This is a genomic window from Gymnodinialimonas sp. 57CJ19, assembly GCF_038396845.1.
Lineage (GTDB): Bacteria > Pseudomonadota > Alphaproteobacteria > Rhodobacterales > Rhodobacteraceae > Gymnodinialimonas.
In genome coordinates, this window is the sequence record NZ_CP151587.1 from 1,838,026 (window position 1) to 1,865,021 (window position 26,996).

Here is a 26,996-nt window from a genome sequence, read left to right on the forward strand (position 1 = left end):
GCACCGCCGGGTTATTGCGGGGCGGTGCAATCCAGAAGCGTCTCTTCCGAGATCACGTTACGCAGGGTGCCCTCGGCGCCATGCGACCACCACTCGAACTGACCGGAAACGTAGCGTGACCCCGAAGCCGAGACCACGCCTGCGAACACACGAGGGTCATCGTCGACGGGAACCAGTGCAAGGATATCGTCATTGGTTGTGATGTAGTGGATGGTCAAAGCCCCCTCCGACCCGCACTGGTAGGAGGTTGTGGTGACCAGCGCGTCCTCAAGCTCGATGTTGATGGAAAGCGACGTATCCGCCAGCGCCCCTGTCGCCGGCCCTGTCGCCACGATCAACCCCAGTAGCAGATGTCGCATCTTGTCGTCCTTTCAAAGTTGGTTTCGTCTTTCAGACCAGCAAAAGCGGTGCCCCGTGTTAACCCCGATTAATGCACGCGAAACAGTCGCAGATATCCTGCTCTCAACGCAATCGAGAACATCCGCGGACCTTACAGTTTCCAGCGTGAGCGCTGACTCTCAAGGTAACCGCCCGGACGGATTGGAGGCTTGAGATGACCACACTTGAACATGATTACAAATCTGTATTGCTGGCTGAACGCGATGGACCTTGCCTGTCGCTTTACCAGCCGACCCACCGCAGTTTCCCCGATAGGCAACAGGATCCGATCCGCTTCGGCAACCTGGTGAAGGAGCTATCGCAATCGCTTGCCCGCCAATACTCGGATCAGGACAGTGCCGCCTTGCTGCGCCCGTTCGTTGAATTGGCTGAGGATTCACAATTCTGGAAACACACCCTCGACGGGATCGCTGTCTTTGCGACCGCCGATGTCTTCAAGATCTATAACCTGCAACGCTCGGTGCCGGAGCGGGCGATTGTGGCCGAAAGCTTCCATACCAAGCCCTTGGTCCGAGTGCTGCAATCGTCGGACCGTTATCACATTCTGGGTCTCAACCGGCGGTCTGCCACACTGTTCGAAGGCAACCGATTTGCCGTCGATGTGATGCCGACAGATGACCGGTTCCCTGCGAGCATCGAGGCCGTGACCGGTACTTTTGCCGGGGAGCCGGAGCGAACGAAGCGCAGCCATGGCCCGTCCGGCACGGGGAAGATCACCCGGCACGGGACGGACGTGCGGCAAGACCTTGCAGATAACGAGACCCAGCAGTTCTTCCGTGCCGTGGCCGAGGCGGTGACGCGAAACTATTCCCGCCCAACCGGTATGCCCTTGTTGCTCGCGGCGCTGCCCGAGCATCACCACCTGTTCCGCGAGGTCAGCGATAACCCCTTGTTGATGGCCCAGGCTATAGACGTGGATCCTGCCTCTGTCTCTTTGGAAGACCTCCGTGCGCGGGCGTGGGATATCGTACTGCCAACTTACCTGGAGCGGCTCGACCACCTTGTAGAACGGTTCGAAGCCGCAGCGGCCACAGAACGTGGCAGCGCGGACCTGTCAGAGATCGGCAAAGCTGCGGTAGCAGGGCGGATCGAGACCTTGCTGCTGGACGCCGACCGTGTCGTTCCGGGGCACGTCAACGCGAAGACCGGGTTCATTGAATTCGCCCGGCTTGAGGATCCCAGTGTCGATGACGTATTGGATGACCTGAGCGAGCGGACTATCAAAACCGGTGGTGAGGTGGTGATTGTTCCGCCTGAGCGCATGCCGTCCGACACCGGACTTGCCGCGATCTATCGGTTCTAAGGGGGGGGTGCCCCCAGCCGGACCCAACCATAGGAACACATCATGGATACGACTTTGAATTTTTTCGCCCGCAACTGGTGGTTGGTCCTGCTGCGCGGGATCGCGGCCATCGTTTTCGGCCTAATGGCGTTCGTTTGGCCGGTCCTGACACTGTCAGTATTGGTAATCTTGTTCGGGGCATACATTCTGGCGGACGGGGTTTTCAGCACGATTGATGCGATACGGCTCCGAAATGAGGTGGATAAGTGGTGGCTTGGCCTTCTGGACGGGCTACTCGGGATTGTGGCGGGCGGATTGATGCTGTTCATGCCGGGGATTACGGCCCTCGTGATGCTGGTCTTCCTGGCCGCGTGGTCCATACTGGGGGGCGCCTTGCGCATCCTCCTTGCGGTTCAGTTGCGCAAAGAGATCGAGGGGGAGTGGCTGCTTGTCGTCTCTGGCCTTTTGTCCATCGCGTTCGGTGTCGCCATTGTGGCGCTGCCCCACGCGGGGTTGGTGTCCATCGCGTGGATCATCGGGTTCTGGGCCATCGCTTTTGGCGTTCTGTTCATCCTGCTGTCCTTGCGGTTGCGCCGGGCGGTTTAGTCCCCAAACTCCTTGAGGCCACGCGCCATCAGCGTGGCCCCGGCGGCCATTGCCGCAAAAATCACAAGCGTGGTCTGCGCCCCGATCAGCGCGGCCAGCGCCCCCATCAGGCCCGATCCCAAGAGAACCACGCCGATCACGGTGTTGGAAATCGCCGTGTAAGACGCGCGTTGATCCTCGGGTGCCATATCCACAAGGTAGATGACCCGCCCTTGACGCACGCCATGGTAGGAGATCATCAGCGCAAACAGCACGATGGGCAAAGCCCAAATCTGATCCGAGATTTCCGTCAGATCCATAAGCACTGCGGCAAGCAGGGCCAAAGACCCGCAGATACCCGACACCATGAGCACACGTCGGCTGGATCTGTCTGCCATCCGGCCCCAGATCCACGAACTGACCAGCGATGCGATGGACGATGCCAGCACGAGTGCGCCCAAGCGATCGAAGGTGGCTTGCCCGGCCTCGGCCCCCAGCAGAACGATGTAAGGAGGGGCCAGCGCCGTCGACGTCAAAAGCCCGCGCACAAGAATGAAACGGCGCAGCAACGGGTCGCGGCGCAGGATGTCCAACTGGTCCAAGGCCTGCGTGTCGGTCGTGCCCGGCTCGGCCTCTTCCCACAGGGTGGAGAACAGCGTTGCCGCCGAAAACCAAAGCGCTGATGCGAGGGCCAGCGCGACGAGAACGATAACGGCTCGGTCCCCCCACCCAGACATGAGGATCAGCGCGAAGATGACGACGGCGCCGGCCCCCAGCGAGGTCGCTGATCCCGTAGCGGCCCCGCGCCTGGTCTGGCCCACCGTCTTGCCCAAAACGTCACTGTAGCTGACCGAGCAGATGGAGCGAGATACGGCGAAAACCGCCAGCAGCGAACAGATCACGATGCCTGCGGCAACACCCGAAAGGGTCAGGGCGGTCAGGACCACACCAGCCATCGCGGCCCCTTGTCCGATACTCCCCGCAACCCAGGCCCACTTGCGCCGAGCCATGGCTTGAACCCGCGGCGCGGTGAACAGTTGCGGCAGAAGCGCGCCCGCCTCGCGTATCGGGACGAGGAGGCCCACGAAAAACCCATGTGCGCCCAGATGGCTGAGCAGCCACGACAACACCAGCTTCGGATCAATCAGACCATCGGCGATTTTCGTCATCGACAAGGCGCCAGCATGGCGCAGAAAGTTTGCAGGTTCATGCCGGGCTTGGGCCTGCGATAGACCGCCATCACCATCGGTGTCGGGTGCGAGCGCGTTGAACAGTCTCTGTACAAGGTGGAGCTGGGGCATGGCGAGTTTGTTCCTGTTGGTGTCTCAGAGGCCGATAAAGAGCTGGATGACAAGGGCATTGGCCAAATCAACGAAAAACGCCGAGACCAACGGCAGCACGATGAAGGCCAAAGGTGCCGCGCCATAGCGTTTGGTCACGGACGACATGTTGGCGATGGCAGTCGGTGTGGCCCCTAACGCAAACCCCGCAAATCCTGCGCTGAGAACGGCGGCGGCGTATGTGCGACCGAGCCCGCGAAACACGACGAAGCCGATAAAGCAGACGGTAAGCACCAACTGCATCGCCAACACGGCGACAAGTGGCCCGCCAAGCTCCGCCAGTGTCCATAACTGCATGCTCATCAATGACATGGCAAGAAACACCGACAGGCTGACGTCTGAAATGATTGCCAGCGCCTTGCTCCCCGCAGGCCATGTCAGGCGAGGGAGTGCGTAGGGTAGGGTGTTGGACATAACGATGCCCATCAGCAGACACGGCACGAAGAGTGGGAGTTTCAGGCCCGCATCGTCCAAGCCGTCATGCAGGAAATAGCCCAACAAGATGGCTACGTGGGCGGCCAGCGTCGACCGCATCAGGCTGATGTGATTGACCAGATCGGGGGCCTCTCCCTTCTCCTTGAATTCCAACCCGACGATGGGGGACGTGTCGTGGGAGCCCTCCAGGCCATGCCGGTCAATCAAACGTTTTGCAATCGGACCACCGATCAACGCCGCAAGTACAAGGCCAAGCGTTGCCGTCGCGATGCCGATCTCGTTGGCAGCGGCAAACCCGGTGGTCGCCTCGATCTGCGGGCCCCAGGCGATCGCGGTGCCGTGGCCGCCAATCAGCGCAGCCGAGCCCAGCAGCACTGCGATCGGAGTGGGAAGGTCAAACAGCACCGTGCCCAGATAACCAACGGCGTTTTGCGCGACGATGAACCCGACGGTCAGCATTAAAAGCGCCATCAGAAGCCGTCCCCCCTTGAGCAAGTCCGCCACGCGGGCATTTAGTCCGATGGTCGCGAAAAACAGCACCAAAAGATAGTCGCGGACCGCCAGATCAAAAACGATCTGGTCTCCTGTGAGATAGAAGTACATCCACGTCAACGTGGCGACGGCCAACCCGCCGGACACGGGTTCGGGGATATTGTAGTCTTTCAGAAAACCGACCGAGCGGGTCAGAAACGCGCCCACGAAAAACACGGTAATTCCCAATGTGACAGAGGCAAATGCAGGGACAAGAATTTGCAAAGAGGTCTCCGGAATGGCGTTGGGATTGGCGTTGCCATCGCGCTATGGCGACTGCCAGCATAGGGGGCAATGCGCACCGACACCACGTCGCAACGACGGTTTGCGGCCCGTATCGGGGGCGGCGAATGGCGGATCGCGCACATTCATCCCAAGGCAGAGGCAAAAACCTTACCCAGTGCTTCAGAATATGTGGACCACTGCCACTGGCCCCGATGCGGTCCAGGGGAAAAGGGCAACTCCCGGCGGTCAGCGAAAATGCGGCACCGGCATCTTGGGAATCGCCAGCGCATTAACTTGGGACAAAATTAGAGAAAAGTGTCACTGTCAGAAATAGTTGATTGATCCAAAGAGGGGGCTGCCGATGTTACTCAGTATGCATGAGCAAGAACGGCTCATGATTTACACCGCCGGTAAACTTGCGCTGGAACGTTTGGAACGGGGACTGAAGCTCAACCTTCCCGAGGCGACTGCGATCATAACGTCTTTCCTTCTGGAAGGTGCTCGCGACGGTGAAACCGTGACCGACCTGATGGAGTCGGGCCGCAACGTCCTGAGCCGCGAAGATGTCATGGAAGGCGTTCCTGAAATGATCGCGCAGGTGCAGGTCGAGGCGACATTTCCGGACGGCACGAAACTCGTGACAGTGATGGAGCCGATCCGATGACCAAGAAACTCAATCCATTCGCACAACTTGTGTCGGACCACGCCGATTCCGCAAAAGCGAAACACCGGTCTGATGATCCTGGTCGCGACTATGACCAGACGAGTTCCGACGCGCCCGAACAAACCAAATCATCCGGTGTCAGCGGACCAAGTACGCCGCGCCGTCCCGGCGGCGGCATCCGGCAAGCGCCTCGGCGTAAATCCGAGGACGCCCTCGACACAGAGCGCGATCCGATCGTCCCCGGAGAAATCCTCTACGGAGAGGGGGACGTTATCATCAACGAGGGTCTTGAGGTGACAACCATTCGCGTGGCCAACACGTCTGACCGCCCAATTCAGATCGGATCGCATTTCCATTTTGCCGAGGTCAATGCGGCGCTGGAATTTGACCGCGATGCCGCCTGGGGAAAGCGGCTTGCCGTGCTGTCTGGGGGCGCAGAACGGTTTGAGCCGGGCGCAGTGGAAGAAGTCGACCTGATCCCGATACAGGGCAAGCGCATCGTTTTGGGACTACGTGGACTTTGTGGCGGGGAGCTAGACAATGCAAAAGATTGATCGTCGTGAATATGTGGCGTCCTACGGCCCCACCAAGGGCGATCGCATTCGTCTGGCCGACACCTGCCTGACCATCGAGGTGGAAGAAGACCGCTCCGGCGGCGGTGACGAATCCGTATTCGGCGGCGGCAAGTCGATACGCGAATCCATGGCGCAGTCGTCACACACCCGGGCCGAGGGCACACCTGACTTGGTCATCACCGGCGCGGTCATTCTGGACCATTGGGGGATCATCAAGGCCGACATCGGCGTGCGCGACGGGCGTATCGTGGGCATCGGCAAATCGGGCAACCCCGACACGATGGATGGTGTCGATCCGGCGCTGGTCATCGGGCCCTCGACCGAGATCATGGCGGGCAATGGCTTGATCGCCACCGCCGGCGCCATCGACACCCACGTGCATTTCGTCGGCCCTCAGATGTTGCAGATCGCCTTGGCGTCCGGGGTAACCACCGTGACCGGTGGCGGCACGGGGCCGACCGAAGGGTCCAAGGCCACCCTCGCCACACCCGGCGCGTGGTGGATGGAACGGATGCTGGAAGGGTTCGACCCCTGGCCTGTCAACGTGCTGTTTTTGGGGCGCGGCAACACCATGTCGAAAGAGGCGATGTGGGAGCAGTTGCGTGGCGGCGTCGGCGGCTTCAAGGTGCACGAAGACTGGGGCGCCACGCCTGCCGTGATCGACGCCTGCTTGTCAGTCGCCGAGGACTCCGGCGTGCAGGTCGCGATCCACTCCGATACCCTCAACGAGGCCGGATTTGTCGAAGATTTGCTGAAAGCGGTCGATGGCCGAACCTTCCACGCGTTCCACACCGAAGGGGCAGGTGGTGGGCATGCGCCTGACATCATCTCCATCGCGGGGGAGCGTAATGTGCTGCCGGCCTCGACCAACCCGACGCGGCCGTTCACGAAGAACACAATCGCCGAGCATCTGGACATGGTGATGGTGGCCCATCACCTGAACCCCCAGGTTCCCAACGATCTGGCGTTTGCGGAAAGCCGCGTGCGTGCGGGGACCATCGCCGCCGAAGACATCCTCCAGGATATGGGGGCGATTTCGATCATGTCGTCCGATGCCCAGGCAATGGGCCGGATCGGCGAAACGGTCATGCGGTCCTGGCAGACCGCCCATGAGATGAAGAAGCTGCGCGGCTCCTTGCCGGGTGATGACCGCGCCGACAACCATCGCGCGCGTCGCTATGTGGCGAAATACACCATTTGCCCGGCAGTCGCCCACGGGATGGAACGCGAAATCGGGTCCATCGAGGTCGGCAAGAAGGCTGATATCGTCATGTGGCAACCGGCGCTGTTCGGCGTGCGCCCGCACACGGTGTTTACCGGCGGCATGGTGGCGACAGCGGCCTTGGGCGATCCGAACGCCTCGATCCCGACGCCACAGCCGGTGATGGAGCGCACGGGGTTCAACGTGAACACGCCCGCCTCGGGCGCGACGTCTCTGGCGTTTGTCTCACAAGCGGCCATCGACGACGGTTTGGCCGATCGCATCAATACCAATCGCAAGTTCGTCGCCATCGAGAGCACAAGGGGACGTGGCAAGGAAGACATGCCCGAGAACACCGCCCTGCCCAATATCGAGGTCGATCCGGATACCTATTCGGTGAAGATTGATGGTGAAATTGCGGATCATGAGCCCGCGACCGAAGTGCCCATGGCACAGCGCTACTTCCTGTTCTGAGCCATGAGCACGGGGATGGGGAAACAGGCGGCACTTTTGCTGCTCGCGGATGGTCGTCTGCCTGCGGGCGGATATGCGCACTCTGGCGGGCTGGAACCGGCCGTCACGGCGGGGCGCGTTACCGATATGGAGGGGCTAGAGCAGTTCCTGATCGGCCGAGCGGAAACGGCGGGACTGATCGCGGCGGCGTTTGCTGCGGCGGCCTGTGCACGGGCCGTGCGCGATGATCTGTCAGAGATGCCATTGCTTGAAGCCGAGTTGGACGCGCGCATCCCATCGCCCGAATTGCGCAATGTCTCGCGCAATCTGGGGCGGCAACTACGCCGCGCGATGGAGAGCATCCATCCACATGCCGATTACGCAAAATTGGGCAATATGCCTCATCAGCCGATCGTCATGGGGGTCGCGGCGGCGGCTCTTGGATTAGGGCCCGGTGACGCGGCGCTTGCGATCCTGCATGAAAACAACTCGGGCGCGGCTGCGGCGGCGGCCAAGGTAATGCGTGTCGATCCGTTTCACGTCCACGCCATCCTTGCGCGTGCCACCGCGCGGCTGGACCGTCTTGCCGACACCGCCGCATCCTATGCCGACCGTGACCCCGCCGATCTGCCCGCTGGTGGATCGCCCCTGTCGGATATCGCCGCAGAGCACCACCGGAGGTCCGATGTACGACTCTTCGCCTCCTAAAGCGTCCAATCCCGTAATCGGTGCGATGTCCGCCCATGCGGTTTTGGCGACTGAACCGGCACCCGGTGCGCTGACCAGCCGTGTCAAAACACTCCGCAATGATGGCCCGTTGGTTCTGCGCCCCTGTAATCCCAAAGCGCGTGAGCCGTTGACCCATCACCGACGCGACGTGGCCCGCGTGGCGTTGGCGGCGGGAACAGCGGGGCCAATTGGCGGCGATCACTATCGGCTGGATGTCCACGTGGGTGCAGGCAGCACGCTGGTTTTGACCGAGGTTTCGCACATGCTGGTTCTCCCCGGTCTGGGCGGTGGGCAGTCGCAGATGACCGTTAGAATTACTGTCGATGACGGCGCGACATTTTTCTGGTGGGCAGAGCCGATCATTGCCGCGCATCGGTGCAATCATCGCCATGACGTGCGCATTGCCTTGGCCCCGACGGCGCGGATGATTCTGCGCGAGGAAATGTTGTTGGGCCGCCACAAGGAAGCGCCGGGGGATTTCGCCAGCCGTTTGCGGATCACCCGTGATGGGGCCGCCCTCTATGACCAAGACCTGAAAGTTGGACCCGCGGCCGACGGTTGCAACGGCGCTGCCGTCTTGGGGGGCAGGGGGGCGGTTGGCTCCATCCTCGCCGTTAATCCGGACTGGACCCCAAACGCCCTGACGGCAACCCCTATCACCCGGAGGCGGCCCTTACGCCGCTGGCCGGACCCGGTGTCGCGATCGGGGCTGTGGCTCCGGACAGCCTAGCGCTACGCCAACGTTTGACCCAAGGCCTGACAGAACTCAAAGCGCCTTGGCCCATCTGACACGAATGGAGACGTACCAATGACCGAAGACACAAGAACAAATCAGACCCGCGCCTTGCGCCTTGGTGTTGCCGGCCCCGTGGGCACGGGCAAAAGCTCGGTGATCGCCACACTTTGCAGGCATCTGCGCGATGAATTCGCCCTCGGCGTGATCACCAACGACATCTACACCGATGAGGACGCCCGCTTTCTCAAATCCGCGGGCGTTCTGCCAGAGGAGCGGATTCGCGCAGTGGAAACCGGATCCTGCCCGCACACGGCGATCCGTGACGACGTGACGATGAACCTGATTGCAGTCGAGGATATGGAGCGCGACTTCGCCCCGCTTGATATCGTGATGGTGGAGAGCGGCGGCGATAACCTGACGGCGACGTTCTCTCCGGCGCTGGTCGATGCGCAGATCTTCGTGCTGGATGTCGCCGGCGGTGGCGACGTGGCGCGCAAGGGGGGGCCTGGGATCAGCGGCGCCGATTTGTTGGTAATCAACAAGATCGATCTGGGCGAACATGTGGACGTGGACGTCGACCAGATGGTCGAGGATGCAACGAACGCGCGGGACGGCAACCCCGTTCTGGCCCTGTCGCGCAAGTTGCCCGAGACAACACAGAAACTGTGCGATTGGGTGCGCGGGTTGCACAAGACCTATGCCTCTGGCGGTCACACGCCCAAAGATCCGGGTCCGATGGCGCCGCACCACCACGCCCATGACGATGGGCACGAACACGGGCACGAACACGGGCATGGGCACGAACACGGGCATACCCACACTCATTCCCATGGCTGAAACGCCAGCGCCGCGACGCCACGCAAGACGGCGCGTCACCATCATCTGAAACGTCACCGAAACTGATCCGAAAAGGAGCTTACGATGAAACGAATTGCACCAGCTGCGGTCCTTATGATGGGGGCCACCCCGGCGCTTGCACACTTGGACCCTGCGCAGCACGGATCATTCACCGCGGGCCTGTCTCACCCCGTGTTCGGCCTCGACCACATCCTTGCCATGATCGCGGTCGGGCTTTGGGCTGCGCTGCTTGGCGGCCGTGCGCTTTGGGCGCTTCCGACAGCCTTCGTTGGTGCGATGATTGCCGGTTTCGCCTTGGCAGTGATGGGCTTCGGCCTGCCCCTTGTGGAGCCGATGATCCTTGTCTCCGTCCTGGCACTTGGGCTTGCAGTAGCCCTGACGTTGCGTCTTCCCGTGGCGGCGGTTTCAGGCATCGTCGGCATGTTCGCCCTGTTCCATGGCTATGCCCATGGGGGAGAGTTGGGGGCCGCGGCGGCGCTTAGCTTTGGAGCTGGCTTTGCGGTGGCAACGGCGCTGTTGCACGGCGTAGGTGTTGCCATTGCAGTGGCTGCGGGCCATGTTCTGACCGGATCAAAGCTTGTGCAGGGCTTGGGATGGGCGACCGTGGTTGGCGGTGTCTGGATCGCTGTAGCGGGCTGAGAAGCCGTCGATTCTCAACAAGTCTTGCGACGCCTCCGCCCCCGCGTGAGGCGTCGCAGTGTTTGGAACAGCCCTCATCTTGTCCGAACGTGGCCGCATCCCTGCTGAAAGCCTGCATCGCAATGGGCGATCAGCCGTGTCGTATCCGTCTCGGTCCAATCCGCCGGGTCCGTGACGGCAACCCACGGGCCGATGTAATCGGGTGCGTAATACGCGTGGCCGTGGCCATCGGGTGCGGTATTGGCCAGCGCCATGTCCACGGCGAGTTGCAGCTGTGTGACGACGGGGATGAAACGCATCTGCGACGAGACATCGGGGCCGGGCGCTTCCCGCATCCATTGCGGGGCGCTAAACAAAGAAGTGGGCGAGAAGAACACGATCGGATCGCTGGAATACTGAAGATAGACGATCCGCATGTCGCCCCAACCCTCGGAGCCGCCGGCGTCTTGATAGTGGGAGGCAAACCGGATCAAGCGCCCGTCCCCAAGGAGGGGCACGATGAACGGGCTGCCAGCATTGCGCGATGCGACGACATGCTGCCAGCGGACAGATGGAAACGGGGGGCCTGCCCATAGCGCGCCGTCAATTGGATCATCCAGAAGCGTAAATAGGTCTGTACCGTGCATGGAGGACCAGGCCCCCAAGCTTAACCCGTGCATATAGAGCCGCGGACGCGCGTCGCGGGGAAGGGTGCGCCAGTGTGTATGAATGGTGCTGATCAACGCCTCCGCCTGGTCAAGGCCGCTTCGTGTCTCAAGGATGAGCGCGAGGGGGGATTGCAGGTAGGAATATTGGACCGCGACGGTCGCGATATCTCCGCCGTGCATATATTCCACCGGATCAACGGCGCCCGGGTCCATCCATCCGGTTCCGGTGGGCATGGCGACGATCAGGACCTCACGATCAAAACCGCCTTGCCGGATCAACTCTGCCAGCGCCAGATCGGCACGTTCCTGGGGCGTGTCGGCCTGGGCGCGGCCCACGTAGACACGGATTGGCGTTCGTGCGTCGCGGCCGGTGAAGGTGGCGATATCGCCCGCGGTGGGGCCATTGAGGATGTAATCGCGACCGGGTTGGCCGAGCGCGCCCCAATTCACAAGGGACGCTGCCCCACCCGTCAGGTTTCGCGCCCGAGGCGGGGCCGGTGCATCGTCAAACAAGCGTTGGGCGAGGGTTACAGAGCTGTCCAGTCCGTCGATCACACGGTTCAATACGCCGTCACGGGCCAGAACGATCAGGATCAGGGATGTCAGAAGAAAGCCAGCGACATCTGCCGTGCGGGCGGGCATGTAGCGATAAAGACGCAACCTCACGCGGTTAAAGACCCATTGCAGCAGATACCCCACGAGGACCAGAAAGATGAAGACCGCAACCGCCAGTGCCAGCATCTGAGGTGTATGGGACGTTTCCACCAACTCCATCCCCATCGGCGCACGAATGCTATTTTGCCACCCCCTTGCCGCCGAAAGGCAGATGGCAAGCACCACCGCCGTCGGCACGCCCAGGATACCACGAGCCCACACCGCCGGCCGTCCCTGGACCTCTGGCAATTCCAGCAGTCGCCAGAGCGCGATGGCGAAGCGTCCGATCAGATAACCTACCGCCATCACCAGCCCGCCGAGAATTCCCTGAACAAGCCAATCACGCGGTATCAGGCTGGGGGTCAGCGACCCCGCGAGAAACAGAATTCCCAGATAGAGGGGCATGGCATAGAGCCCGGTCCGCTCGAACCACCCACGTCCGCGTATTGCGCCGCCTTCCGTCATATGACCTGCTCCGAACAATAGGGCGTTGTGCCACCCGCACGTGCGATCATTGTCGAGGGGACGGGCGTGTCCGTAGGCACCAGTGTTTCAATTGGCATGTGGCATGTGATCCTCAAAGGTATTGCATTCTCGATGGGATATTGAGCGCCCTAGCCCTCCTGAAGACAAGGCCGAACCCAGGCAGAGCAGGGCTGGAACGGGTCACTGCCCTCAAATTGCGAGGGCCGGCATTGCGCTGCGTTAAAATGGACCGCTCAACCATTGCGTAGGTTCGCCCATGAGGAAACCATCATGCGTTGTATCTACCCAGATATCTTGGTCGCTCGTGTCATGAGTGCGCCGGTCACCACCGCAGGTCTTGACACGTCCGTACGCGCGGCCGCTGCCTTGATGCGGGAACTGGGCATCGGCGCACTACCGATCTGCGACGACACAGGCCCCGTTGGAATGGTAACGGACCGCGATATCGTCACCCGATGGGCGACGAAGGTGGCATCAGATGCCCCGGTTGCAGAGATCATGACCGCAGGCGTGGTGACATGTGCGCCCGAGCAAACAGTCGAAAACGCCGCCCATATCATGTCTGACGCGCAGGTTCGCAGGCTCGTCGTTGTTGCCCAGTCAGGTAAACTGGTGGGCATCATAACCCTGGGTGACATCGCGCGAGATGCCAGCGAATTGCTCGCCGGAGAAACCCTTGGCGAGATTGTCGAACCGCTGTGAATGCGGGCGCCTCTACTGGATCAGGATCTCACGCCGAAATGCGTTCAGGTCAATTTTAGCGATGTCGCACAGGCTATCCAGATCCGTCAGCGTAATACGGCCCGGAGTGGGATAAGAAATAATCTCGTCCCGCTCCAGGCGCCGCATCGTGCGGCTGACATGAACGTTGGTCATGCCCGTGAATTCTCCAATCTTGTGCTGGGTCATGGGGAAATCAAAGCAGGCCCCTTCGGTAAGGCCAACCGCTTCCAGCCGCACATAGAATTCCAGCAGGGCGTAAGCGATACGATTGGCAGAGGAGCTTTGTCCCAAACGCAGCAATAGTTCCGATGTGCGTGACTGTGTCCTGACGATTTCTGCCGACAGCATTTCCCGCAACTCGGCCATTTCAGGCTCGGGGCCATTCGGATCGCCCGGACGGATGTTGATGTTGCGCACATCGCTCAACGCTTCCACAGAACAGGCGGCGACGGGCGCGCGCGCCGCGCCGACCAAGGCGAAATCTCCCGGCAGCATAACGTCTATGATCTGCGTTTCGCCGTCGGGCAGCATTTTCGAGAACGCAACCCAGCCTTCTAGAAAGAGCATGGAATGATCGGCAAAATCGTCTTCCCGAACCAACGTTTTGCCCTTGTGCGCGACCTCGATAATCGCGTTTGGACGCGCTTGCAAAAATGCCTGAACGAGGGCTGGGGGGTTTTTGGTGAAGGGGAGCTTCAAAAGCTTGCCGTGAGATCGCATATTGTGCCTTCTCCAAATATTTGCACCGCCTGCTGCGACTTCCGTTGCGTGGCCATACCGCGAGTAACGTATCAGGTGCGCTGCCAGTGCACCATGTCGCGCAGGCGGACGATCTACAGTCAGCATTGAGGCGCACCGGCAAGGTGGTGGGTTTTGGGTAGGGGCGTGGATTTGGCGCTATAGAAGCCACTCGACAGGAAGCCATCCCACGACGCGCAATGCCAGCCGATTGGCCAGGTTCGTGCCCGGTTCCTGCCGCGTGACCACGGGATCACCCGGATGCGCCCATACCAGCTTGCCGCCATCCAACCTCACCTGCCAGGCAAGCCCGCCCAAGCCGTGGTCAAAGGCACGATGCAACGATCTGGCCATGCTTTCGCTTTCGATTACCAGCCCCATCTCAGTATTGAGCGTGGCTGATCGTGGATCGAAATTGAACGAGCCGATAAAAATGCGCGCGCCGTCGACGGCGAAGGTCTTGGCATGCAGGTTTGATCCGGATGAACCCAGGCGCGGCAGCTTGTCGTCTTCGGACGGCCCCGCCGCATGGGCGCGCAACTCGAATAGACCGATACCGGCGCGCAACAGGTCCTTTCTGCGTTTGCCGTAGCCCGCGTGAACGGGAAGCATGTTGGTGGCCTCCAGAGAATTGGTCAGCATGCGGATCTTGACCCCGTCGCCACGGAGCTTTGCGAGGGCCCCGACGCCGGGCGCACCGGGTACGAAATAGGGCGTCACGCCATCGAATTGACGCGTTATCGGGCCGACCGCATCCAGCAGGCGACTGGTAAACAGATGCTTTTTCGGCACCTTGTCGAAGATCGTTGCGGGGTTGTCACTGACCAACTCAGCGCGCGTCCATTCCAACGCCAATGTTCCTTGCATCAGCTTTGGCACAAGCTCCGAGCTTTCCAGATAGCCGCGGTACTCGGAAAATTGAGGCGTGTCTTCAAACCGATCCAAGCGTGACGCCAACAGATCCGGCTGTTTGATCTTGCGCAGAATGCGCGACGCCTCATGTACCGGCGCTGCGTTCCAGTATCGGTCGAAATCATCGGAGATTTGCGAGACAACGTCGCCCATCGCCAGCACATCAAGATCAATCTGCAACGGGTTCACCCCGGTGCCGAAATACTCGTCTCCCACATTGCGGCCGCCCAGAACGCTTGCGCGGCCGTCGACGGTGAACGCCTTGTTGTGCATCCGGTGGTTCAGCCTGAAAAAGTCGAACCCATAGGACAGACGCTTGAAGCGGCGCAGCATAAACGGATTGAACAGGCGGACTTCAATATTGGGATGGGCGTCCATGCTGGCCAATACGTCATCAAGGCCGTCGATCCCGTTGTCGTCCAGAAGGATCCGCACCCGCACCCCGCGATCCGCCGCGCGCAACAGCGCCTTGAGCAGCAGATGCCCGGTCATATCATCGCGCCAGATGTAGTATTGCACGTCAATGGCAGTCGTCGCCGCGCCGGCCAACACCATGCGAGTGACGAAGGCCTCCATGCCGTCTTCCAACGGCGCGATGCCGCTTGATCCAGGTATTTGCGCGCCTTGTTGCGCGACTAGGGTCCGGGCCAAGGGCCCGGTCGTGGCGGGGGGCAGGGCGTTACATATCGGCCGTGTGTGCGGGCGCGGGGCGCGGAACACGAGCCGCGCCAAAATGATCGCCAAAGCGACGAGGACCGACGCGGCAATCAGAATTTTCAGCAGGCCCAAGATCATTCAACGCGTCCCGTTCGATTTGGTGCTGATGCGGAACTGCGCGCGGATGGGCCGATGATCCGAGGCGATCTTGGCGGCAGGGTGGCCGATCACATCGCTGGCCAAAACACAGACATCGCGGCTGAGGACAAGCTTGTCGAGCCGCAGGAACGGGCGGCCCGCCGGGAAGGTTGCACCGGGGCTATGGATGCGCAGCCAGTCGGGCAAGGTCTCAAACCCCTTGCGGTCGCGCCATTCATTGAAGTCTCCGGCGATGACGGTCGGACGCGCGTCCATGCCGGCCAATCGCTCTGCAATATGGCTGATCTGTTTGCGACGGTTGCCCCGCAGCAGACCCAAGTGCACGCCCACGACGCGAAGGGGGCTGTCGCTGATGGTTACGTCAAGGATCACCGCACCGCGCGGCTCAAGCGCGGGCAGGTCGATGCGCGTGATTGCCTCCACCTTCACGGACGGCCGCTTGAGGACTGCAATCCCATGCCAGCCAAGCCCTACGCCGGTTGGCGTCAGATCGACCACATCAAATGGACCAACGCGACCGCCGGTGATGGGAAGCGCGGCGGGCCGTGGATGGAGACGGAAGTCCGCCTCCTGCAAGACGCAGATGTCCGCATCCAAACCTGAAAGCACCTCAATCGTGCGCAAGGGCCGCCGCTTCAGGTCACGGCCCAGGCCCGCGCGGATATTCCAGCTGGCCAGTGTGAATTCGGTCAATGATCGGCCCCTTGTTAACCCGGGTCAGCGCCTCGCTGCCGTGTCGGCGGATAAGGTATTGGCAGGGGCTATGCCCCCCAAAACCTGTGTACCCAAGGTAGAAAGCCGTTGAAAGCTGTACGCTGGTGTGCCGCCTAGAACAATCACGCCAAGCCCGTCGCGCTTGCTGCTGTCGCGGGGCTAATCATCCGTCACGCGGTACCTCCAGTCGTTGTCCGCGGCGTACGCAATCGCACTTTCGCGGTCCGGAAAGCTCAGGTTGATCGTCTGATACGGGTCATCGCTGGAGGTCCACCCCATGAGCGGCTCCAGGGTCGAGCCGGAGGCGGGCACAAATTTCAGCAGCCAATGATCGGGTCGAGGCCCCGATTGCGTCGCACTTTTTGCAGGACGGTAGATGATGGCGGTGGGAACACCGGTGGACGTCAAGTCCGTGCCCGGCAGCGTTGGCCGAAGGGGAGGACGGTTGTGCCCTTTCATCTGTGACATTTGAAATCTCCGTGGCTGATACAGAGGATACTTTCCTTGCAACCCGCACAGTGCCGCGAAGGGCGATCGGGCGCATTAACGCGGATCAATTTGTCGTTTCACCAGTTCTCGCAGCCCCTCCGTTTCGGACAGTATTTCCGAGACTTTCAGAAAATCTAGCGCGCGGTAGTTGTTGACGGGGGGGCGTAACACCTGCGTGTCCGGATACTGCGCCGCTTGCGCCCGAGTGATGGACTGCTGCATGATTTGGCCGGTCGTATACATGACCTCGACCTTGCTCGGCCGCTCCGCTGAATCGCCGCTTGGGCCGCCGGACACGTCGATGGCAATGACCGTGTCACCGGTGCCCTGGACGTATGTCAAAGGGCAGGGGTCGGTCGTGCTGCCATCCACGAAATAGCGATCGTCGATGTTGACGGGCAGGAAAACGGCAGGAATCGCAGACGAGGCCGCGAGAGCGCGGCGCAGCGGCCCGGCGTCAAACACCTGCGTGCGGGCGGCGTAGTAGTCGGTCGCGATGACTTTCAGCGGAATGGACAGATCATCGAACCGCTGGGGAATGGTCTTGGGCAGAAAAACCTCGAAGATGGTCTCAAGGTTAAACTCCCCCAAGCGCAAACCGCCATCGGCCAGAAAACTCTTTACGCTATTTGGCCGAACTTTGAACGCTTGGGTTACAAGCCGCTTTCTGTCGTTGAAGCTCTCCATGATATGATCTTCGATTTCGTCCGCAGACATGCCGGCCGCGTAGGCCGCCCCCATGATGGATCCAATGGACGTCCCGGCAATAAGTGTGGGTTTGATGCCAAGGTCGTCGAAGGCCCGCAGCGCATGGATGTGGGCAACGCCACGGGCGCCGCCGGCCCCCAGCACGAGTGTCGTGGTCTTCATTTTCTGCCCCCGCGCCCGCGTCTTTGAGATTTGATTCTCAGATTAAGGCCGGGTCGTGCCACGGTCTACTGTTTAACGTCCCTTGTGGTCACCACGACAAGGTCATTCGCCATTGGTACGGGTCGCGCGCGACGGACTGCATTCTTTGATTTAATCCAGATCAAGGGATTTCGCGATGTTGGACGGTAACATCGCTATTTAGTATAAGGGGATCCACCATGCGCAACATTGTAGTCGGCATCGATCTGTCCGCGCGGTCCGACCGTGCGATCGACAGGGCGGCCAACCTAGCCCGTCAGTTCTCGGCGGCGTTGCATATTGTGCACGTTATCGACGATGAACTGCCCAAATCGGTGGTGGATTTGCAGCGCGACAGTGTCAAAGCGTTGTTGACCCGGCAAACCGCCAAGCAGGATGCTTTCACGAATATCGACACCAATATCCATCTTCTGCTGGGTGATCCGTCGACCGCGATCCTGACGTTCGCCGAGCAACAGTCAGCCGATCTTATCGTGCTGGGAACACAACGCGCTCTTGGTTTGCTGGAGCGTTTTCGCGGCACAACGGTCGCGCGGATTGCGGCCGCCAGCCAAATTCCGACACTGGTGGTCGCCGCTCCGGTCTGTGGCGCATATGAGCGGCCTGTGGTTGGCGTGGATTTCTCGGTTTGCTCCGGAAACGCAGCGAGGTTGGCTGCGAAGCTGGCCGCCGATCAAAAGCTGACCTTGGTGAATGCGTATCACATTCCGTTCAAGATGCTCACCGCAAACACCACCGCTTCCGGTGAAGTGTCGATGAAGGACGCGCAACGTGCAGAGGCCGAACTCAAGGAACCAATGGCAGCGTTCGAAAACGATCTGGCAATCGCGGAGCCGGTTGAATGGGTGCTGGTCGAGGGCCATCCCACCGCAGTTCTGCAACAAACGACACGGCGCATGGGGGCAGATCTTGTCAGCGTCGGGCCCCACGCGCGATCGTGGCTGTCCAAAGCGCTGATTGGGAGCACGGCAGAAGACCTCCTGACTGAGCCGCCTTGCGACGTCCTTGTCACCCCTCTCTGAAGACGGTGGCACTTGCCGGGCCTGTTCCAGTAGTTACAGATAGGCGGCGGCCGTAGGGTGGCGGTCGCAGGATAGGGAAACCATGAGGGGCGGGCCTTGACCATACGCAGACAAGTTCGGCAAAGCGCCGCGGTGTTATCAAACCGCATTCTTCTGGCTTTTTTGATCCTGGCGGGTTTGACGTGGACGTTCTTCTCGCTTGCGGATGCCGTGTTCGAGAATGAGACAGATACGTTCGACACCCTTGTGGTGCTCGCGTTTCGCAATCCCGCCGATCTGAGCGACCCTTTCGGCCCGATCTGGGTGGAGGAAATGGCTCGCGACATCACGGGCCTTGGCGGTCTGGCTGTCCTGAGCCTTCTGGTGATCGTATCGGCGGGCTTTTTGTGGCTACGTGCACAACGCAGGCTGGCGGTCGTCCTGATCAGCGCGGTGGCCACGGGAACGGCACTGAGCCAGTTTCTCAAGTTTGGATTCGATCGCGCGCGCCCGGATCTCGTGTCCCAGGAGGCTGCGGTTTACACCGCAAGCTTCCCGAGCGGCCATTCGATGATGGCGGCCATCGTGTATCTGACCCTTGCCGTGCTTCTTGCCCGAACCCTGCACGGCAAAGTCGCGAAGGCCTACGTGATCGCGGTGGCGACACTTGTGGTGATCGCCGTAGGCATCAGCCGTGTCTATCTTGGGGTGCATTGGCCCACCGACGTTCTTGCGGGTTGGATCATTGGTGCCGCCTGGGCGCTATTGTTCGGGATCGTCGCAAAATGGCTGACCCGAGATGACCGCTTGGCGACAGACATGGCGGACTAGGCGGGCTTGGCGGTGTGGTTTGTTGCGGGCATCACGCATAGACTTGCGATAGCGTTGTGTCGCACGGCGGCTCGCCGCCTTTTGGGTGCGGACCGCACCGTGCATTCGCCTTATCGGTCGCGGTTCGATCTTCCGAGGCCAATTATCTGACCAAGGAAGCCGTCCATGTCGACTGAAGATCAAGGCCACCGTGCAAACACCGTTCCTGACGCGACCTCGACAGACGATACCACCCGATTTCTGAGAACTGCGCATCCCGTAGACGTCGCGGCATGGATCGGCCATCTGTCGACCGTGGAGGCATTGGCGCAGCTTCAGGCGCTTGAACCAACGCGCAGTGCCGCGGTGTTCTCGGCCATTGAGCCATCGAGGCAAGTCGCCCTGGCCGATGCAATGTCCGAGGACGAGCTGGCCCGGATTGGGGCCGGTATGGATGCCGACGATCGTGTGGATCTTTTCAACTTGCTCCCGCCGACGCGGCAACAACGCCTGATCCGGGATATCAGCGACGCGGACCAAGCTGCCCTGCACCGTCTTGCCGTCCATGGAGAGCACGCGGCGGGCGCCTTGATGACATCGGACTTCGCCACCCTGGACGCTGACATGACGGCGACACAAGCGTTGACGGCCTTGCGGGATCAGGCTGCGGCCGCAGAGACGATTTATCGCTCTTATGTTTTGGACGCGGACGGCCGTCTGGTTGGCGCCGTGCGCCTGCACGCGCTGGTCATGGCAGAGGACGCCTCAACGGTGCGCGATATCATGGAACATCACCCCATCGCAGTCACATCGGAAACCCGTCGTGAAGAAGTCGCCCACCTGATCGCGCGCTATGACCTTCTGGCGATCCCGGTCGTTGATGCCCACGGCGCCCTTGTCGGCATCGTCACCCACGATGATGCCACCGACGCGATGCAAGCCGAAATGACAGAAGACTTTCAGAAGATTTCGACCGTGCTGCCGTTCTCGCAAAACATGCGTGAGGCAAGTATTCGTGTGCTCTATTCCAAGCGGATCGTATGGTTGGCGCTTCTGGTCTTCGGCAACCTGTTCTCTGGGGCAGGCATCGCCTATTTCGAGGAAACGATCCTTGCTTATGTCTCTCTTGTGTTTTTCCTCCCGCTTCTGATCGACAGCAGCGGGAACGCGGGCGCGCAATCGGCCACATTGATGGTGCGGGCCATGGCGACGGGGGACGTGGTGCTGAAGGACTGGCGCGATTTGATCGTGCGGGAATTGTCCATCGCGGCGGCCCTTGGGGCCACGATGGCATTGGTCGTCGTCCCATTGGGCATCTGGCGCGGCGGATCGGATGTAGCGTTCGTGGTCGGGCTGACAATGTTTTTCGTGGTGATCATTGGGAGCCTCGTGGGGATGTCATTACCGTTTCTGCTCAGCCGCCTGAAGCTGGACCCCGCCACCGCCAGCGGGCCGCTGGTGACGACGATCTCGGACGGCGTGGGGGTGCTGATCTACTTCTCCATCGCCACATTGGTGCTGACGCTATGACGGGGCTTGCGTGTCTGCGGGGGAGGGGCACCAGATCAGCACGTCGCACCGGGCATCACGTAGCAACCGCCGGGAAACGCTGCCGATAAAGGCGCGTCGGATCAGGCTGTCGCGCCCTTGGCCAACGGTGATCAGATCAACATCCGGGGTCTTGCAAAGCCGAGTCAGGGTCCGCAGCGGATCGCCCTGCAAAACCCTTGTAGCAACGCGCCGTTTCAGTCTTGAGGTGACATCGCCCAGGTAATCTTCGGCGGCCTTGACCAATTTTTTCCGGTGCGCCGTCAATTCGGCCTTACGTGATCCAACCCGCAGCATGGCTTCTTTCAGTTGCGGCGGTATCTGCACGGCCTGAACAAGCGTCAACTCCGCACCCGGCAAGATCTCGGACACGAAACGGGACATCGCCAAGGCGCCATCCGCGCCGTTGGTCGCCAAGACGACGTGTCCATAGGGATGCTCGACCGGTCTTTTTACCACAAGCACCGGAACATCCGCCGCGGCGATGACGCGGTCGGTGGTGGAGCCAAGCAGGCGCTCGGTGATCTTTAACTTTTGGTGCGCACGCATGACGATCAAATCCGGCGCAAGTTCTGCACTCAGGTCAATCAATTGCAGGGCATGGGATCCCGACATGATATGTATCGTAGCAGCCTGCGGATCGGTGCCCAGAGTGAAAAGCGCAGCCTCAATCTTCTCGCGGGCGGCCAAAGCCGCTTGCCCAAGAAGGCTTGACCCATCGTGAAGATCCGCGACGTCGCCGGGCAAATCCAGAACGTGGGCCACGTGAAGGTCGGCGCCGCGTGCCGCAGAAATCTCCACCGCCCGTGCAAGGACGGAGACGTCCTGAGGCAAGTTGGCGACGGCGGCAAGAATGATGGCATTCGTCATGTCCGTTACTCCGTGAGCGCCGATCGTGAGATGCCCATTAGGCAGGCTCATCAGCTGTTTCAGCACCCGTGTCATTGGCGCTGACCAACTGTATCCGGCGATAGGGGGCGATGCTGCCCGCGCGGCGAAGCCCATCATCAATCAGGCTGAAAACCTCATCACGGCAATCCACGGCACGCTCAAACCTCGGCACCCAGTAGCGGATCGTATAGCTGATGCCGCCTTCTTCATAGGCGTTTACCCTTATATCCGGGGCTGGATCCTGCTGGATCAGTTTACCCTCGCGCAGGGCCGCCACCATGATCGCGCGGGCCTTTTCAATGGGCAGAACGTGATCAAGGGTGATCTTTACCTGTGCCCGAAACTCTCGCTTCGGAGCAGAGTAGTTGGTGATGCGTTGTCGCGATATCTGGCTGTTGGGCAGGATGACGTAGGTCACATCGAGGGTCTGCAACCGGGTTGTACGCCAGCCGATCTCGATCACCTTGGCCTGCGCCAGCGTGTCAATGTCGATCCAGTCACCGATCCGAAACGGGGCCTCAATGGCCAGTGCGATGCCGGATAAAGTATCGGCGACGACGTTGCGGATGGCGAAGCCGATCAAGGCCAGAATGACCGTGGAGCCTGCCACGGCGCCAAATGCGCCCTGTCCTATATAGAAGGAAGCGGTCGCGATGAACGCGCACAGAAACAGGAAGGCTGTGATCAGGTCCTTGAGCAACCGAGGGTAGGGACGGTTGCGGCCAGCCTTGTCGAGGACCATCGCCGTGATCCGGCTTATCACCCAAGCGCTTGCAAAGTAGATCGCGGCCGTGCTGATCAGGGACAGCAACTCACTGTCCGGAACAATTTCAGGGTAAGCCTGTCTTGTGAAGACAAGCCCGATGCTTGCCAGAAGAACCAGAATCGGCAGGATCAATCGCCGCGCATGGTATTTCATACTCATGGTAGGTGTCCTTGTTTCGTCGAAGCGACACCGTCGGAAAAACCGGTTTTATCGGGCGTGCTGTTTGCCTGTCGTCACCGGGATTATATGAGCTGCGCCGTCAACTTCAACGGCGCAGCATGGGTCGGCCTCAGGTAGTTATGCCGCTTGATCCCACGGCTCCGAGACCTTCGGCGGCGTCTGAGCAAGTGGCGCCATGTCCAGCTCCCGCGTGCTCAGGCTGTCAACGAATTGCTCAATCTGGGTGCGGTGAATGCCGATATCACGCAGTACGTGATCGTCCATTGCGTTGAACGCGGAGATCATCCTGTTGCGTTTCCAACGCAGGCTCGCGGAGGTCAGCAAACGGGCCAGCATGCCGGAACGGCTTGGTGGATGGTTGATATTGGTGGCGCATGCGCTGGTCGATTGCGCCAGTTCATAACGGTGAGATGCGATAGGGTTCATGTCATCCTCCATGGCAAAATATGGTGAACTATGACGTTTTGTCCGGGTCATCATGGGGCGCAGGCGATTGAACGTTTGCCTGAATTGCCTTGCACGTGGCCCGACGTTGTCTGAGCTAGACCGTAGGGGTCTGAGGGGCCCCGAAGCGTAGGCAGCACGGATATGCGCCCCGCCCGGGGCTACCGGCGGTTCAGTGTCTGCCCGGCGAAAGCCAAAGCCCTTATATGGAAGCTGCCCAACATCATGGGCCTGAGGTGGGCCGAAGCGCGGAGGCTTTCAATGGCCACCCGAAGATATGCGACGTTCGGTGTTGAACTGGGCCATTAAAGTCACAAACAGCCGGTTTGCGTGATTTCCACGCCACCAGATTGACCCCTGCCATGGTCGTGCCTACATTTGCTGCATGTTGGAACACGTAGATCATTTTCGCTTTCTACTGCTGAACCGCCCGTAACCCCGGGCGGTTTGGGCGCGTGTGCGCCCGCCACACCCCCGGGGCCTCCTCACATTCCAGAAACGTGAACGCGGCGATCTTCGCCCGAGGAGATTACAATGCTTTTGTCTGTGCAGCACAACGACACTCGAACCCATTCCCCCTCTATCCTGAAGGCGTTGGCCAACAGGTCGCTGTCTCTGCCCGAGGCGGACTACCTCAAATTGCAAGAACACCTCGAAGCGTTCGAAGGAACCTCGCACCGTGGCGCGACGCTCCTGCGCTATGTTCTGGCTAACAAGCTTATGAACGCGCGGCCAGCGGTCGATATGTCTGACCGTGATGTCGTGGTGGGCGGCAGCCTTGTGACCTACGCGATCGACTCGGGCGCGTCGTATATGGGGTTGCTGACTCACCGGGCCAGGGCAGGCGCTTCAAGCGGTGTCATCCCCGTCGCGTCCCTGCTTGGCGCGACGCTGATCGGGATGCGGAAAGGTGAGCGTGCGGCGCTGCTTTGCGAAGACGGTTCGATTGCGCGACTGCGTGTGACCTACGTCAACCAATCGGTCTGAATTTTCTACAATTTTCCAATTTCTTGAAAGGATATCTCCCATGTCCACCGAAACCAAAGTGCGCGCCAAGCCGCGCAAGCGCAGCCCCCGTGTCGTCATCAATGCCGATGATATGGAACATCTGGAGGGGCTGGCAGACGGTTTGCAAAGACGCAACGCGGCGCTTGCGGATCGTCTGTTTGGCGAGATCGCACGTGCGCGCGTTGTCTCGGCCGCGAAGATGCCGGCCAATGTCGTCAGCATGGGTAGCACCGTAACCTACCGCGATGAGACCACACAGCAGGAAAAGACCGTCACGCTGGTTTACCCCGAAGAGGCGGATATCGCGCAGCTTCGCGTCTCTGTCATGACGCCCATTGGTGTGGCGCTGCTGGGTTTGGCCGAGGGGTCCAGTTTTGACTGGGACACGCGCGAGAATGAACGGCGCTTGCTGACCATTATCAGCGTGGAGCAACCTACCGCAGGCAGTTAGGCCCCTTTAGCGGACATCGTTCCCGTGCCATGGTGCAGCACCAAAGGTTGTTACGCAGCGGTCGCGCCCCCTCGGTCGGCCGCTGCACTCGAAAGGCATTATCCATGAAAGTCGTTGTAATGGGCGCGGGCGTCATCGGTGTCACCACTGCGTATTATCTTGCCAAGCAAGGCGCAGAGGTGGTGGTGATCGACCGCCAGACCGGGCCGGGGTTGGAGACCAGCTACGCCAACGCGGGTCAGCTGAGTTACGGCATGACTTCGCCCTGGGCGGCACCGGGCATTCCGATGAAGGCGTTCAAATGGATGTTCATGAAGCGCCGTCCGCTTTTCATCTGGCCACTGATGAGCCCCACGATGTGGAAATGGTGCGTGCAACTGGTACGCAACTGCAATGAAGACGCCTATGCCACCAACAAGGGGCGCATGGTGCGCATCTCTAGCTATTCGCGCGACGTGATGCCGGATTTGATAGCGGATACGGGCATCGAATACGACGGGCGCGAGCAGGGGACTTTGCAGCTTTTTCGAACGGCCAAGCAGATGAAGGGGTCCAAGGCAGATCAGGACGTGCTGGCGGAATATGGCTCTCCTTACGAAGTGCTTGGTCGCGACGCTTGCATCGCCGCAGAACCGGCCTTGTCCGAGGTTCGCAACAAGTTCGTCGGCGGTCTGCGCCTGACCGCGGATCGCACCGGCGATTGCCGGATGTTCACCATCGCCCTGACTGAAAAGTGCGTCGAAATGGGGGTGGAGTTCCAGTACGGCCAGTCTATCAAGTCTATCGCTGTGGAAGACGGCAAGATTGCAGGCGTAGATACCGAGATTGCGGGCCGCGTCACCGGGGATGCCTACGTCTGCGCCATGGGCAGCTTCGCGGTGAATGTGCTCAACCCCATCGGGATCAAACTGCCAGTGTATCCGGTCAAGGGCTACTCGGTCACGCTCCCCGTCACCGACGATCGCTTTGCGCCGCAATCGACGATCATGGATGAGACCCACAAGGTCGCCATCACCCGGCTTGGCGACCGCATTCGTGTGGCCGGGCAGGCCGAGATTGCGGGCTATTCCAACCGCCTTGGCCCCCATGCGACCGATACGGTGAAGCACGTGATCGGCGATCTGTTCCCCAAGGGCGGCGATATCTCTCGGGCCGAAGGCTGGACGGGCCTGCGCCCGATGACACCGGACGGCACGCCGGTTCTGGGGCCGACCCAATACGATAACCTGTTCCTGAACACCGGCCACGGCACGCTTGGTTGGACCATGGCCTGTGGATCGAGCCGCGCTGTGGCGGACGTCGTGCTTGGCAAAACGCCTGAGATTTCGATGGAGGGGCTGACCGCGGCACGGTACTAACGATGAACTGGACAGCATCGGCCTAATGGAACCAATCATGGACCTCACGCAATCCATCCCGTCCCTTGTTATCGCCAATTGCGTGGTCGTGTTGGCAGCAGTGGTCCAGACCTCCACGGGCATGGGGTTCGGGATGATCGCCGCACCTATGCTTGCGTTGGTGAGCTTTGAGTACGTGCCCGGCCCGATGCTGTTCATCAACCTTTTCCTCTCGCTGCTGATGCTGGGTGACGGACGTGCCCACGTGGTCCGGGCAGAGGTCAAGGTTTTGCTGCCAATGATTTTGGCCGGGACAATGTTGGGCGCTGCGATCTTGTTGCTGGTGCCAGCCGATACCCTTGGCATTCTGTTTTCCGTCTTGGTGCTTGTGACCGTAGCCATCACCATTTTCGCCCGCGCCCTTGCGCTGACGCCCCGCAATCTTGGCATCTGCGGCGCGGCGGCTGGTCTCATGGGGACGACGACGGGCATCCCTGGCGCACCGTTGGTTGTGTTGTACCAGCACGAACCGCTTTCCAAGACACGTCCCACCATGGCGGTGGTTTTCACCTTCTCCTATGTCGTGTCGCTGATCGCCTTGGCCGTTGCGGGGATGTTCTCCGTCGGTCTGGCGCTGCTTGGCTTGCTATTGCTCCCCGGTCTTGCAGTGGGCTTTTGGATCGGGAAACGCGTGCGCGGCTATCTTTCCGCCCGTATCGGCCGCATCCTGATGTTATCCATTGCATCGGCTGGCGCGGTTTTGCTTTTGATGCGGTCGATCTGACCACATGCACCCCACCGGCAGATTGCCCACCGCGCC

The 26,996-nt window shown here is 60.7% G+C and carries 29 protein-coding genes; 17 read left to right on the top strand and 12 right to left on the bottom strand.

Annotated features, from left to right (window positions below; genetic code table 11):
• Positions 1-11: 11 nt before the first annotated feature.
• On the bottom strand, positions 12-359 hold the full coding sequence (locus AADW23_RS09035) for an MliC family protein (protein WP_341864172.1): 348 nt from the start codon (positions 357-359) through the stop codon (positions 12-14).
• A 194-nt stretch (positions 360-553) separates the two neighbouring features.
• Between AADW23_RS09035 and AADW23_RS09040 the strand changes: the two genes are divergently transcribed.
• Together AADW23_RS09040 and AADW23_RS09045 are read left to right on the top strand one after the other, a co-directional pair.
• Positions 554-1,702: a hypothetical protein gene (locus AADW23_RS09040; protein ID WP_341864173.1), complete on the top strand. Its 1,149-nt coding sequence runs from the start codon at positions 554-556 to the stop codon at positions 1,700-1,702.
• Between the two features lie 42 nt (positions 1,703-1,744).
• Positions 1,745-2,287 carry an HdeD family acid-resistance protein gene (locus AADW23_RS09045; RefSeq protein WP_341864174.1) on the top strand — a complete coding sequence of 181 codons (543 nt, stop codon included), beginning with the start codon at positions 1,745-1,747 and terminating at the stop codon, positions 2,285-2,287.
• Here AADW23_RS09045 and AADW23_RS09050 read toward each other — a convergent pair.
• Both AADW23_RS09050 and gltS read right to left on the bottom strand, forming a co-directional pair.
• On the bottom strand, positions 2,284-3,567 hold the full coding sequence (locus AADW23_RS09050; RefSeq protein WP_341864175.1) for an MFS transporter: 1,284 nt from the start codon (positions 3,565-3,567) through the stop codon (positions 2,284-2,286). The genes AADW23_RS09045 and AADW23_RS09050 overlap by 4 nt on opposite strands.
• Positions 3,568-3,591: 24 nt before the next feature.
• Positions 3,592-4,797, bottom strand: a complete 1,206-nt coding sequence (gltS, locus tag AADW23_RS09055; protein WP_341864176.1) for a sodium/glutamate symporter — start codon at positions 4,795-4,797, stop codon at positions 3,592-3,594.
• A gap of 361 nt (positions 4,798-5,158) precedes the next feature.
• On the opposite strand from gltS, the gene AADW23_RS09060 reads away from it, so the two are divergent.
• The 7 genes from AADW23_RS09060 (at position 5,159) to AADW23_RS09090 (ending at position 10,652) form a co-directional block, all read left to right on the top strand.
• Positions 5,159-5,461 (top strand): urease subunit gamma, encoded by a 303-nt coding sequence (locus AADW23_RS09060; RefSeq protein ID WP_341864177.1) that lies wholly within the window; start codon positions 5,159-5,161, stop codon positions 5,459-5,461.
• 233 nt (positions 5,462-5,694) lie between these two features.
• Positions 5,695-6,015 (top strand): urease subunit beta, encoded by a 321-nt coding sequence (locus tag AADW23_RS09065; RefSeq protein WP_341864309.1) that lies wholly within the window; start codon positions 5,695-5,697, stop codon positions 6,013-6,015.
• Complete coding sequence (locus AADW23_RS09070) at positions 6,002-7,711, top strand: urease subunit alpha (RefSeq protein WP_341864178.1); 1,710 nt, start codon at positions 6,002-6,004, stop codon at positions 7,709-7,711. Before AADW23_RS09065 ends, AADW23_RS09070 begins: the two co-directional genes overlap by 14 nt.
• Before the next feature lie 15 nt (positions 7,712-7,726).
• Positions 7,727-8,398, top strand: coding sequence for an urease accessory UreF family protein (locus tag AADW23_RS09075; protein WP_341864179.1), 672 nt, complete (start codon positions 7,727-7,729; stop codon positions 8,396-8,398).
• On the top strand, positions 8,376-9,149 hold the full coding sequence (locus AADW23_RS09080; protein ID WP_341864180.1) for an urease accessory protein UreD: 774 nt from the start codon (positions 8,376-8,378) through the stop codon (positions 9,147-9,149). Before AADW23_RS09075 ends, AADW23_RS09080 begins: the two co-directional genes overlap by 23 nt.
• A 78-nt stretch (positions 9,150-9,227) precedes the next feature.
• A complete protein-coding gene (ureG, locus tag AADW23_RS09085; protein ID WP_341864181.1) occupies positions 9,228-9,992 on the top strand; it encodes an urease accessory protein UreG in 765 nt (254 codons plus the stop codon).
• An 84-nt stretch (positions 9,993-10,076) separates the two neighbouring features.
• Positions 10,077-10,652 carry a HupE/UreJ family protein gene (locus tag AADW23_RS09090; protein ID WP_341864182.1) on the top strand — a complete coding sequence of 192 codons (576 nt, stop codon included), beginning with the start codon at positions 10,077-10,079 and terminating at the stop codon, positions 10,650-10,652.
• Between the two features lie 74 nt (positions 10,653-10,726).
• Here the strand turns inward: AADW23_RS09090 and AADW23_RS09095 are convergent, their stop codons facing one another.
• On the bottom strand, positions 10,727-12,418 hold the full coding sequence (locus AADW23_RS09095; protein WP_341864183.1) for an alpha/beta-hydrolase family protein: 1,692 nt from the start codon (positions 12,416-12,418) through the stop codon (positions 10,727-10,729).
• A gap of 291 nt (positions 12,419-12,709) precedes the next feature.
• Here AADW23_RS09095 and AADW23_RS09100 point away from each other — a divergent pair, with 291 nt between their 5' ends.
• On the top strand, positions 12,710-13,141 hold the full coding sequence (locus tag AADW23_RS09100) for a CBS domain-containing protein (protein WP_341864184.1): 432 nt from the start codon (positions 12,710-12,712) through the stop codon (positions 13,139-13,141).
• A gap of 12 nt (positions 13,142-13,153) precedes the next feature.
• Here the strand turns inward: AADW23_RS09100 and AADW23_RS09105 are convergent, their stop codons facing one another.
• From AADW23_RS09105 to AADW23_RS09125, 5 genes are all read right to left on the bottom strand, one after another.
• Positions 13,154-14,008: a Crp/Fnr family transcriptional regulator gene (locus tag AADW23_RS09105; protein ID WP_341864185.1), complete on the bottom strand. Its 855-nt coding sequence runs from the start codon at positions 14,006-14,008 to the stop codon at positions 13,154-13,156.
• Positions 14,009-14,059: 51 nt separating this feature from the next.
• Positions 14,060-15,607, bottom strand: coding sequence for a phospholipase D family protein (locus tag AADW23_RS09110; protein WP_341864186.1), 1,548 nt, complete (start codon positions 15,605-15,607; stop codon positions 14,060-14,062).
• Positions 15,608-16,321, bottom strand: a complete 714-nt coding sequence (locus AADW23_RS09115) for an endonuclease/exonuclease/phosphatase family protein (protein ID WP_341864187.1) — start codon at positions 16,319-16,321, stop codon at positions 15,608-15,610.
• Between the two features lie 180 nt (positions 16,322-16,501).
• The gene (locus AADW23_RS09120) at positions 16,502-16,810 is read right to left on the bottom strand and encodes an NADH dehydrogenase ubiquinone Fe-S protein 4 (RefSeq protein WP_341864188.1); all 309 of its coding nucleotides are present in this window, start codon (positions 16,808-16,810) and stop codon (positions 16,502-16,504) included.
• Between the two features lie 75 nt (positions 16,811-16,885).
• A complete protein-coding gene (locus tag AADW23_RS09125; protein ID WP_341864189.1) occupies positions 16,886-17,701 on the bottom strand; it encodes a patatin-like phospholipase family protein in 816 nt (271 codons plus the stop codon).
• A gap of 218 nt (positions 17,702-17,919) precedes the next feature.
• Here AADW23_RS09125 and AADW23_RS09130 point away from each other — a divergent pair, with 218 nt between their 5' ends.
• The 3 genes from AADW23_RS09130 to mgtE all read left to right on the top strand — a co-directional run bounded on the left by AADW23_RS09130 (position 17,920) and on the right by mgtE (position 21,081).
• The gene (locus AADW23_RS09130; RefSeq protein WP_341864190.1) at positions 17,920-18,762 is read left to right on the top strand and encodes a universal stress protein; all 843 of its coding nucleotides are present in this window, start codon (positions 17,920-17,922) and stop codon (positions 18,760-18,762) included.
• A 96-nt stretch (positions 18,763-18,858) separates the two neighbouring features.
• Positions 18,859-19,572 carry a phosphatase PAP2 family protein gene (locus AADW23_RS09135; protein ID WP_341864191.1) on the top strand — a complete coding sequence of 238 codons (714 nt, stop codon included), beginning with the start codon at positions 18,859-18,861 and terminating at the stop codon, positions 19,570-19,572.
• Positions 19,573-19,737: 165 nt separating this feature from the next.
• Positions 19,738-21,081, top strand: coding sequence for a magnesium transporter (gene mgtE / locus AADW23_RS09140; protein ID WP_341864192.1), 1,344 nt, complete (start codon positions 19,738-19,740; stop codon positions 21,079-21,081).
• On the opposite strand, the gene AADW23_RS09145 is transcribed toward mgtE, so the two are convergent.
• From AADW23_RS09145 to AADW23_RS09155, 3 genes are all read right to left on the bottom strand, one after another.
• Positions 21,076-21,969, bottom strand: a complete 894-nt coding sequence (locus AADW23_RS09145; protein ID WP_341864193.1) for a universal stress protein — start codon at positions 21,967-21,969, stop codon at positions 21,076-21,078. The two genes, mgtE and AADW23_RS09145, sit on opposite strands and share 6 nt — an antisense overlap.
• A 37-nt stretch (positions 21,970-22,006) precedes the next feature.
• The gene (locus AADW23_RS09150) at positions 22,007-22,915 is read right to left on the bottom strand and encodes a mechanosensitive ion channel domain-containing protein (protein ID WP_341864194.1); all 909 of its coding nucleotides are present in this window, start codon (positions 22,913-22,915) and stop codon (positions 22,007-22,009) included.
• Positions 22,916-23,053: 138 nt separating this feature from the next.
• Positions 23,054-23,362 (bottom strand): DUF1127 domain-containing protein, encoded by a 309-nt coding sequence (locus AADW23_RS09155; protein WP_341864195.1) that lies wholly within the window; start codon positions 23,360-23,362, stop codon positions 23,054-23,056.
• Between the two features lie 552 nt (positions 23,363-23,914).
• On the opposite strand from AADW23_RS09155, the gene AADW23_RS09160 reads away from it, so the two are divergent.
• The 4 genes from AADW23_RS09160 to AADW23_RS09175 are packed head-to-tail and all read left to right on the top strand — an operon-like array spanning position 23,915 to position 26,960.
• Complete coding sequence (locus AADW23_RS09160) at positions 23,915-24,367, top strand: hypothetical protein (RefSeq protein WP_341864196.1); 453 nt, start codon at positions 23,915-23,917, stop codon at positions 24,365-24,367.
• A 40-nt stretch (positions 24,368-24,407) separates the two neighbouring features.
• Entirely contained in the window at positions 24,408-24,839 is a 432-nt protein-coding gene (gene rnk / locus AADW23_RS09165; RefSeq protein ID WP_341864197.1) for a nucleoside diphosphate kinase regulator, read from the top strand.
• Positions 24,840-24,868: 29 nt separating this feature from the next.
• Positions 24,869-26,197, top strand: a complete 1,329-nt coding sequence (locus tag AADW23_RS09170; protein WP_341864198.1) for a D-amino acid dehydrogenase — start codon at positions 24,869-24,871, stop codon at positions 26,195-26,197.
• Positions 26,198-26,234: 37 nt separating this feature from the next.
• Positions 26,235-26,960, top strand: a complete 726-nt coding sequence (locus tag AADW23_RS09175; RefSeq protein WP_341864199.1) for a sulfite exporter TauE/SafE family protein — start codon at positions 26,235-26,237, stop codon at positions 26,958-26,960.
• The last annotated feature ends 36 nt before the right edge of the window (positions 26,961-26,996 follow it).

Coding starts and splice junctions, on each gene's coding strand:
- AADW23_RS09160 (WP_341864196.1), top strand. CDS start 23,915: ATGCTTTTGTCTGTGCAGCACAACGACACTCGAACCCATTCCCCCTCT.
- AADW23_RS09170 (WP_341864198.1), top strand. CDS start 24,869: ATGGTGCAGCACCAAAGGTTGTTACGCAGCGGTCGCGCCCCCTCGGTC.
- AADW23_RS09155 (WP_341864195.1), bottom strand. CDS start 23,362: ATGAACCCTATCGCATCTCACCGTTATGAACTGGCGCAATCGACCAGC.
- AADW23_RS09080 (WP_341864180.1), top strand. CDS start 8,376: ATGTACGACTCTTCGCCTCCTAAAGCGTCCAATCCCGTAATCGGTGCG.
- AADW23_RS09110 (WP_341864186.1), bottom strand. CDS start 15,607: ATGATCTTGGGCCTGCTGAAAATTCTGATTGCCGCGTCGGTCCTCGTC.
- AADW23_RS09105 (WP_341864185.1), bottom strand. CDS start 14,008: ATGCTGACTGTAGATCGTCCGCCTGCGCGACATGGTGCACTGGCAGCG.
- AADW23_RS09120 (WP_341864188.1), bottom strand. CDS start 16,810: ATGTCACAGATGAAAGGGCACAACCGTCCTCCCCTTCGGCCAACGCTG.
- AADW23_RS09130 (WP_341864190.1), top strand. CDS start 17,920: ATGCGCAACATTGTAGTCGGCATCGATCTGTCCGCGCGGTCCGACCGT.
- AADW23_RS09035 (WP_341864172.1), bottom strand. CDS start 359: ATGCGACATCTGCTACTGGGGTTGATCGTGGCGACAGGGCCGGCGACA.
- AADW23_RS09060 (WP_341864177.1), top strand. CDS start 5,159: ATGTTACTCAGTATGCATGAGCAAGAACGGCTCATGATTTACACCGCC.
- AADW23_RS09075 (WP_341864179.1), top strand. CDS start 7,727: ATGGGGAAACAGGCGGCACTTTTGCTGCTCGCGGATGGTCGTCTGCCT.
- AADW23_RS09070 (WP_341864178.1), top strand. CDS start 6,002: ATGCAAAAGATTGATCGTCGTGAATATGTGGCGTCCTACGGCCCCACC.
- rnk (WP_341864197.1), top strand. CDS start 24,408: ATGTCCACCGAAACCAAAGTGCGCGCCAAGCCGCGCAAGCGCAGCCCC.
- mgtE (WP_341864192.1), top strand. CDS start 19,738: ATGTCGACTGAAGATCAAGGCCACCGTGCAAACACCGTTCCTGACGCG.
- AADW23_RS09100 (WP_341864184.1), top strand. CDS start 12,710: ATGCGTTGTATCTACCCAGATATCTTGGTCGCTCGTGTCATGAGTGCG.
- AADW23_RS09145 (WP_341864193.1), bottom strand. CDS start 21,969: ATGACGAATGCCATCATTCTTGCCGCCGTCGCCAACTTGCCTCAGGAC.
- AADW23_RS09095 (WP_341864183.1), bottom strand. CDS start 12,418: ATGACGGAAGGCGGCGCAATACGCGGACGTGGGTGGTTCGAGCGGACC.
- AADW23_RS09125 (WP_341864189.1), bottom strand. CDS start 17,701: ATGAAGACCACGACACTCGTGCTGGGGGCCGGCGGCGCCCGTGGCGTT.
- AADW23_RS09050 (WP_341864175.1), bottom strand. CDS start 3,567: ATGCCCCAGCTCCACCTTGTACAGAGACTGTTCAACGCGCTCGCACCC.
- AADW23_RS09045 (WP_341864174.1), top strand. CDS start 1,745: ATGGATACGACTTTGAATTTTTTCGCCCGCAACTGGTGGTTGGTCCTG.
- AADW23_RS09150 (WP_341864194.1), bottom strand. CDS start 22,915: ATGAGTATGAAATACCATGCGCGGCGATTGATCCTGCCGATTCTGGTT.
- AADW23_RS09090 (WP_341864182.1), top strand. CDS start 10,077: ATGAAACGAATTGCACCAGCTGCGGTCCTTATGATGGGGGCCACCCCG.
- AADW23_RS09040 (WP_341864173.1), top strand. CDS start 554: ATGACCACACTTGAACATGATTACAAATCTGTATTGCTGGCTGAACGC.
- AADW23_RS09175 (WP_341864199.1), top strand. CDS start 26,235: ATGGACCTCACGCAATCCATCCCGTCCCTTGTTATCGCCAATTGCGTG.
- ureG (WP_341864181.1), top strand. CDS start 9,228: ATGACCGAAGACACAAGAACAAATCAGACCCGCGCCTTGCGCCTTGGT.